The organism is Burkholderia sp. HAN2018 (assembly GCF_024704855.1).
Taxonomy (GTDB): domain Bacteria; phylum Pseudomonadota; class Gammaproteobacteria; order Burkholderiales; family Burkholderiaceae; genus Burkholderia; species Burkholderia cepacia.
The window spans coordinates 1-7,564 of record NZ_QOBB01000292.1 but is presented as its reverse complement, the minus strand read 5'-3'; the positions used below and the strand labels follow the sequence as shown (position 1 = coordinate 7,564).

The 7,564-nt window shown below is 68.4% G+C and carries 6 protein-coding genes; all 6 read left to right on the top strand.

Features of this window, described 5'->3' with window-relative positions; all coding sequences use genetic code 11:
• Nucleotides 1-504: 504 nt before the first annotated feature.
• The gene (locus DPV74_RS37025) at nt 505-1,386 is read left to right on the top strand and encodes a neutral zinc metallopeptidase (protein ID WP_027789466.1); all 882 of its coding nucleotides are present in this window, start codon (nt 505-507) and stop codon (nt 1,384-1,386) included.
• A gap of 193 nt (nt 1,387-1,579) precedes the next feature.
• Entirely contained in the window at nt 1,580-2,320 is a 741-nt protein-coding gene (locus DPV74_RS37020; RefSeq protein WP_119338988.1) for a LuxR C-terminal-related transcriptional regulator, read from the top strand.
• Nucleotides 2,321-2,441: 121 nt separating this feature from the next.
• The gene (locus DPV74_RS37015) at nt 2,442-2,639 is read left to right on the top strand and encodes a hypothetical protein (RefSeq protein ID WP_027789464.1); all 198 of its coding nucleotides are present in this window, start codon (nt 2,442-2,444) and stop codon (nt 2,637-2,639) included.
• Between the two features lie 196 nt (nt 2,640-2,835).
• Nucleotides 2,836-4,338, top strand: a complete 1,503-nt coding sequence (locus tag DPV74_RS37010; protein WP_119338987.1) for an aldehyde dehydrogenase family protein — start codon at nt 2,836-2,838, stop codon at nt 4,336-4,338.
• Nucleotides 4,339-4,408: 70 nt separating this feature from the next.
• Nucleotides 4,409-5,749, top strand: coding sequence for an aspartate aminotransferase family protein (locus tag DPV74_RS37005; protein WP_059525778.1), 1,341 nt, complete (start codon nt 4,409-4,411; stop codon nt 5,747-5,749).
• Between the two features lie 220 nt (nt 5,750-5,969).
• The gene (locus DPV74_RS37000) at nt 5,970-7,472 is read left to right on the top strand and encodes an APC family permease (protein ID WP_021163647.1); all 1,503 of its coding nucleotides are present in this window, start codon (nt 5,970-5,972) and stop codon (nt 7,470-7,472) included.
• Nucleotides 7,473-7,564: the final 92 nt, after the last annotated feature.

Sequence of the window (7,564 nt, the reverse complement as noted above, 5' to 3'; positions counted from 1 at the left end):
CCCGATCAGCACGACGCGGTCGCCGCCGCGTGCGAAGCGGCGCGCGCACGCGGCGCCGATGCCGGTGCCGGCGCCTGTGATTGCGATCGTGCGGGGGGGCGGGTGTGTCATGTCGTGCTCCGGAAAGGGGTGGTTTCCGGTCACTTTAGGCGGGGCCGGCGAGCGCCGGTATCAGCCGAAGGGATGAACGCGGGCGGCATCCGGAGCGGGCGACCGGAGGCGGGCGCGGGCCATTTTGCAAAGGCTGACGATGTCCGGCGCCGAATCGCACTATCCTCCACATTTTTGCGATAAGTCACGAAAGCCCGGCAGAATAGCGCGGGCGAGCCGCGTATCGACGCGCGGCGCATGGCCGGCCGATTCCGTCGTGCGAGCGGAGCGGCGGGCCGGCGATCCCGGCACGCAGGCGTTGCCTCTGCCGAACGATCGTGCCGCGACCACACAACATATCGCCCGGTTGCGCGCCCGCGCGCCGGCCATCGACAGGAACAGGGAGGGCCGGTTATGAGGCTGGACGACGAAAGGGAAAGCACGAACGTCGAGGATCGCCGTGGCGCCGGCGGGTTCGGCGGCGGGCGGGGCGCGACGATCGGCATCGGCACGATCGTGATCGCGTTCGCCGCGTCGTATTTCTTCGGGATCGACCCGCGCGTGGTGCTCGAAGGCGCATCGGCGCTGCAGGGCCGCCAGCAGCAGGCGCAGCCCGCGCCCACGCAGCGGCAGGGCGTGCCGGCGAACGATCCGGGCGCGGTGTTCACGCGCAAGGTGCTCGGCAATATCGAGCGCACGTGGACGGGCGTGTTCAATACCCAGCTGCATGCGCAATACCAGCCGCCGACGCTCGTGATGTTCACGAACTCGACCCCGACAGCATGCGGCACGGGCCAGACGGCGATGGGGCCGTTCTATTGCCCGGCCGACCGCAAGGTGTATATCGATCTCGGTTTCTACGACGAGCTGCGCCGGCGTTTCGGCGCGGGCGGCGATTTCGCGCAGGCTTACGTGGTCGCGCACGAAGTCGGCCATCACGTGCAGAACCTGCTCGGCATTTCCGACAAGGTCGACGCCGCGCGCCGGCGGGCGAGCCAGGCGCACTCGAACGCGCTGTCGGTACGGATGGAGCTGCAGGCCGACTGCTTTGCCGGCGTATGGGCGAACAACGCGCAGCGCGCGAACCAGCGGCTGATGGAACCCGGCGATTTCGAGCAGGGGCTGAAGGCGGCCGCCGCGATCGGCGACGACCGGCTGCAGCAGCAAGGGCAGGGTTACGTCGTGCCGGAGAGCTTCACGCACGGCACCAGCGACCAGCGCGTGTACTGGCTGCGGCGCGGGATGGAATCGGGCGAGCTGAGCGCCTGCGACACGTTCGCGTCGAACGCGCGCTGACACGCGGCGCGCGCGTCGTCGCGCGCCTGTGTCGTCCTGGCTGCACTGGCTGCATCGGCTGCACCAGCCACACCAGTCACCGCCGCCAAACCGGGACGATTTGCCGATTTGTGCTCACCGGCGCTTTTCGGCGCCGATAGGCTGGCCCGAACTTCGATTTTCGAGACGTTCGCGGCCGCCAGCCGATTCCACCATGCCGCTCCCAACCGTTCCCGCCGACCCGGCCTCCGAAGACTGGCCACGCGCGCTGCGCGCGTGCGTGGATGCGTTCGACGCGTTCGCGAGCCCGTCCGCGATCGTGTTCTACCGGCTCGACCAGAGCGGCGAGCCGGCCGATTTCGAGCTGTTCGGGATGCCGGAATCGATGCATCGCACCTATGTCGCACGCTACCGGATGCTCGATCCGCTGCATCCGTCGCGTTGCGCGGCGGGCGAACGCGCGGTCGTCACGCTCGCGTCGCAATTGCCTGACGAAAGACGCGACGCGTCCGCGTACTGGACCCGTTTCCTGCGGCGCCACGACGTGGCCGACGTCGTCGAGATCTGGCTGCGCGACGCGGGCCGGACGGTCGGCGCGTTCTCGCTGTTGCGCTTCGGGGCCGGCGACGCGCGCGGCAGCGCGGCCGGCAACGCCACGGCCGGGCGGTTCGCGCCCGGCGAGATCGATGCGCTCGCAGGGCTGCAGCCGGTTGCCGAAGCCGCGCTGAGCCCGCTGCTGCGCGCGCGGCGCGGGATCCACCGGATCGGCTGCGAGGAGCGGCTGACCTACCGCGAGGAGCAGATCGCGCGCCTCGTGCGCGACGGCCGCTCGAACAAGGAGATCGCGCGCGATCTCGCGCTCGGCCAGCCGACCGTCAAGACGCACCTGATGCGCATGTACCGCAAGCTCGGCGTGTCGAACCGCACCGAACTGGTGGGGGCGCTGTTCCTGTAATTCATCGGATAATTGCGGCCCGGACTTCGAACCTTCGCGATCGCCGATTCGTGAATTCCCACGCCAAGCGCTGCTGACCATGTACGCTCGTCGTTTCGATAACAATCAAAGGGCCGCGAACATGGACGTCGCAATCATTGCCGCTTCGCTGGTGGTCATCGCCTTGAGCATTGCACTACCGATCTTCATCATCAGAACCGTGCGAAGCGGGACTTACGACTCGCTGTATTTCCTGATCCCGCTTGCGCTCGGCATTTACTGGCTGGATTACCAGGCATACGATTTCCTGGCGTCGATGGGGCACGGTTTCAGAAACTAGCCTTTCAGTCCGTTCCCGCACCGGCTTTTCACCTCGCCTCGCCGCGCCTGACCTCCCGCGCGGTTCGGCCCCGCCGCCTTCTCCCCACGCGCTGCCAATTTGCGCTCACCGGGCGGGAACCCTCGTCGATACAGTGGTCCGACGCCCGCGTGCCTCACACGCACGCGGTCCAGCCACGACAATCCTCGAGACGCCCATGAGCACCACGACCTTCGTCGCCGTCAGCGACACCGTGCGCACTTTCGTTGCGCGCGATTTTGGCCTCTTCATCGACGGCGAAATGCAGCCCGCCCACGCGGCCGCGCGACTCGACGTGTACGATCCCGCGACGGGCGAGCGGCTCGCGACGGTCGCGGACGCCGACGAACGCGACGTCGACCGCGCGGTCGCCAGCGCGAAGCACGCGTTCGACACCCGCGTGTGGAGCGGCCTGCGCCCGGCCGACCGCGAACGCATCCTGCTGAAACTCGCCGACCTGATCGAGGCCGACGCCGAAACGCTCGCGCAGCTCGAAACGCTGAACCAGGGCAAGTCGATTCACGTGTCGCGCGCGATCGAGGTCGGCGCGAGCGTCGAATACGTGCGCTACATGGCCGGCTGGGCGACCAAGATCACCGGCCAGACGCTCGACGTGTCGATCCCGTTTCCGCCCGGCGCGCGTTATACGGCCTATACGCGCAAGGAGCCGGTCGGCGTGGTCGCCGCGATCGTGCCGTGGAATTTCCCGCTGATGATCGCGGTGTGGAAGCTGATCCCCGCGCTCGCGGCCGGCTGCACGATCGTGCTGAAGCCGTCGCCGGAAACGCCGCTCACCGCGCTGCGCCTGGCCGAGCTCGCACGCGAAGCCGGCGTGCCGCCCGGCGTGTTCAACGTCGTCACCGGCGGCCGCGTGTGCGGCGCCGCGCTCGCGGGCCACCCGTCGATCGCGAAGATCTCGTTCACGGGCTCGACCGCGACCGGCAAGCTGGTCGGCGCGGCGGCCGTGCAGAACATGACGCGCTTCTCGCTCGAGCTCGGCGGCAAGAACCCGATCGTGATGCTCGACGACGTCGACGTCGCACAGGCGCTCGACGGCGTCGCCGCCGGCGCGTTCTTCAACCAGGGGCAGGTGTGCGCGGCCGCGTCGCGCATCTATGTGCACCGCAGCAAGTTCGCGCAGCTTGCCGACGGCCTCGCAGGCGTCGCGCAGTCGATGAAGCTCGGCGCGGGACTCGACACGACCGCGCAGATCAACCCGCTGGTCTCCGCGCACCATCGCGACAAGGTCGTCCAGCACATCGAGGGCGCGCGCCGCGCGGGCCTGACGTTCCTCGCGGGCGGCACGCCGGCCGACGACCTGCCCGGCTACTACGTGAAGCCGGCCGTGATCGCCGATCCGCATCCGGACAGCGCGATCGTGCGCGACGAAGTGTTCGGCCCGGTGATCGTCGTCGTGCCGTTCGACGACGCGGCCGACGCGGTGCGTCTCGCGAACGCGTCGCCGTACGGCCTCGCCGCGAGCATCTGGAGCAACGACCTGAAGCGCGTGATGAACCTCGTGCCGCAGATCGAGGCCGGCACCGTGTGGGTGAACTGCCATATCCCGCTCGATCCGTCGATGCCGTTCGGCGGCTACAAGCAATCGGGCATCGGCCGGGAGTTCGGCCAGTACGCGATCGAAGGCTTCACCGAAACCAAATCCGTCTGCATCGCGCACTGACGCGCGGCATCAACCTCGAACCCTGAACCCGGACGACCCAGGTTCAAACGATCCGACCGTGGAGACTGCAATGAGCTACAACGAAGCAAAATTCTGGCACCCGATGCTGCACCCGAACGAGATGAAGCAGCGCAAGCCGATCCGCATCGTGCGCGGCGACGGCTGCTACGTGTTCGACGAACAGGGGCGCAAGCTCGTCGACGGCGTCGCGGGCCTGTGGAACGTGAACGTCGGCCACAACCGCCAGGAAGTGAAGGACGCGATCGTGCGCCAGCTCGACGAGCTCGAATACTTCCAGCTGTTCGACGGGATCTCGCATCCGCGCGCGGAAGAGTTGTCGAAGAAGGTGATCGACCTGCTCGAACCGGAAGGGATGCGCCGCGTGCTGTACAGCTCGGGCGGCTCCGATTCGATCGAGACCGCGCTGAAGATCGCGCGCCAGTACTGGAAGGTGCGCGGCCAGGCCGACCGCACGAAGTTCATCTCGCTGAAGCAGGGTTATCACGGCACGCACTTCGGCGGCGCGTCGGTGAACGGCAACACGGTGTTCCGCCGCAACTACGAGCCGAACCTGCCGGGCTGCTTCCACGTCGAGACGCCGTGGCTGTATCGCAACCCGTTCACGCAGGACCCCGAAGAACTCGGCCGGATCTGCGCGGAAATGCTGGAGCGCGAGATACAGTTCCAGAGCCCGGACACGGTGGCCGCATTCATCGCGGAGCCGATCCAGGGCGCGGGCGGCGTGATCGTGCCGCCGGCCAACTACTGGCCGCTCGTGCGCGAGGTGTGCGACCGTTACGGCGTCCTGCTGATCGCCGATGAAGTCGTGACGGGCTTCGGCCGCAGCGGCAGCCTGTTCGGCAGCCGCGGCTGGGGCGTGCGCCCGGACATCATGTGTCTCGCGAAGGGGATCTCGTCGGGCTACGTGCCGCTCGGCGCGACGGTCGTGAACGCGCGGATCGAGGACGCGTTCGCCGCGAACGCCGATTTCGGCGGCGCGATCATGCACGGCTACACGTATGCGGGCCACCCGGTCGCATGCGCGGCCGCGATCGCGAGCCTCGACATCGTCGTGAAGGAAGACCTGCCGGCGAATGCGGCGAAGCAGGGCGCGTATCTGCTCGAAGCGCTGCAGCCGTTCGCAGAACGTTTCGCGGCGGTCGGCGAGGTGCGCGGCAAGGGGCTGATGCTCGCGCTCGACCTCGTCGCGAACAAGGACACGCGCGAGCCGATCGACCCGCTGTCCGGCTACGCGAACGCGGTCGCGGAAGTCGCGCGCGAGAACGGCGTGCTGGTGCGCCCGGTCGGCACGAAGATCATCCTGTCGCCGCCGCTCGTGATCCAGCGCGAGCAGCTCGACCGGATCGTCGACGCGCTCGCGGCGGGCTTCGAGGCCGTGCCGTTCGCGTAACGGCACGCCGGCGGCGTTCGGCGCGGCCGCCGCCGGTTTGCCGATTTGCGCTATGACCGGATTATTTTGCCTGCGTATTTTTTCGACATCGGATCAAGGTGTGATCGACAGGGGGCCCGGGAATCGAAGCGCTGAAGCGCCGCCCCGGGCCGACCGCAAAGCATGGGGCCCCGATAGCTGCCGGAGCGCAGGTTCGGGCCCGTTCAGGAAGGAGACGAAGATGTCGGGATGGTCAGGAATTACCGGCGCCGCGGGCGGCGCGCCCGCCGGCACGCCGGCCGAGGCAGGCGGCGGCACGGCGCTGAAGGCGGGTGCGGTCGGCTTTCCGACCGCGCTGGCGAGCGCCGTCGGCCTCATCATGGCAAGCCCGGTGATCCTCACCGCGACATCGGGCTTCGGGATGGGCGGCTGGGCGTTCGCGGTCGCGATGATCATCGCGTTCGTGATGATGCAGGCGCAGGCGACCACGTTCTCGGAAGCCGCCGCGATGCTGCCGACGGCCGGCTCGGTTTACGATTACCTGTCGTGCGGGCTCGGCCGCTTCTGGGCGATCACCGGCACGATCTCCGCGTATTTCCTCGTGCACGTGTTCGCCGGCACGGCGGAAACGATCCTGAGCGGCATCATGGCGCTCGTCAATTTCGAATCGCTGAATGCCGCGTTCGAGAAGCACAACAGCTCGTGGCTCGTCGGCGTCGGTCTCGTGGTCACGTTCGCGATCACCAACATCATCGGCATCAAGGTGTTCAGCAAGCTCGAGATCGTGCTGACGGCCGGCATGTGGCTGTCGCTGATGATCTTCGGCATCCTCGGCCTCGCGGCCGCGCCGGCCGTGCATCTCGACGGCTGGTTCGGCGGCTCGGAAGTCGGCACGTCGGTGCCGGCCGTGCTGTCGCTCGTCGGGATGGCGATGTTCATGTTCGTCGGCTGCGAGTTCGTCACGCCGCTCGCGCCGGAAATGAAGGCGCCGGGCAAGACGATTCCGCGCGCAATGGCGCTCGGCCTCGTCGGCGTCGCGATCTGCATGTTCCTGTACGGCGCGGCGATCCGCCGCCAGGTCGCGAACGTGCCCGTGAGCCCCGACGGCCTCACGCACCTGCTCGACACGCCGGGCGCGATTCCTGCGTTCGCGTTGCAGGTGCTTGGGCCCTTCGGCCGCATCTGGTTCGGCATCGCGTTCCTGTGCGCGGGCGCCGCGACGATCAACACGCTGATGGCCGGGCTGCCGCGCATCCTGTACGGGATGGCGATCGACGGCGCGCTGCCGCGCTGCTTCGCGTACCTGCATCCGCGCTTCAAGACGCCGGTGGTCGGCATCGTCGCGGCGGCGATCGTGCCGATCTTCCACGCGTGGCTGATCAACGGCAATCTCGACAGCATCCTGCACCTCGTGCTCGCGGCGACCTGCGCATGGGGCACCGCGTACCTGCTCGTCACCGCGTCGGTCGTGATGCTGCGGATTCGCCGCCCGGACCTGCCGCGCCCGTACCGTTCGCCGCTGTTCCCGCTGCCGCAGATCGTGTCGAGCGTCGGCATCGTGCTCGCGATCTGGTACATCACGCCGCCGGGCATGAACGCGCGCGACATCTACGTGCCGTTCGGCGCGATGCTCGGGCTCACCGCGCTGTACGCGCTGTTCTGGACGCTCGTCGTGCAGCGCCGTCATCCGTTCAAGCCGGTGCCGGTGGAAGAAGTGCTGCGCAACGAGCACGTCGCGTCGTGAAGGCTGTGCTCGCCCGCTGGCGCGCGGCGCCCGATGCGCCGCCGCCCGGCCATCGGCCCGGCGTGATCGCCGCGCGCGTGCTCGCCGATCTG

What these genes read in the sequence shown, in the direction of transcription:
- DPV74_RS37025 (WP_027789466.1), top strand. Translation starts at nt 505, where the DNA reads ATGAGGCTGGACGACGAAAGGGAAAGCACGAACGTCGAGGATCGCCGT.
- DPV74_RS37020 (WP_119338988.1), top strand. Translation starts at nt 1,580, where the DNA reads ATGCCGCTCCCAACCGTTCCCGCCGACCCGGCCTCCGAAGACTGGCCA.
- DPV74_RS37015 (WP_027789464.1), top strand. Translation starts at nt 2,442, where the DNA reads ATGGACGTCGCAATCATTGCCGCTTCGCTGGTGGTCATCGCCTTGAGC.
- DPV74_RS37010 (WP_119338987.1), top strand. Translation starts at nt 2,836, where the DNA reads ATGAGCACCACGACCTTCGTCGCCGTCAGCGACACCGTGCGCACTTTC.
- DPV74_RS37005 (WP_059525778.1), top strand. Translation starts at nt 4,409, where the DNA reads ATGAGCTACAACGAAGCAAAATTCTGGCACCCGATGCTGCACCCGAAC.
- DPV74_RS37000 (WP_021163647.1), top strand. Translation starts at nt 5,970, where the DNA reads ATGTCGGGATGGTCAGGAATTACCGGCGCCGCGGGCGGCGCGCCCGCC.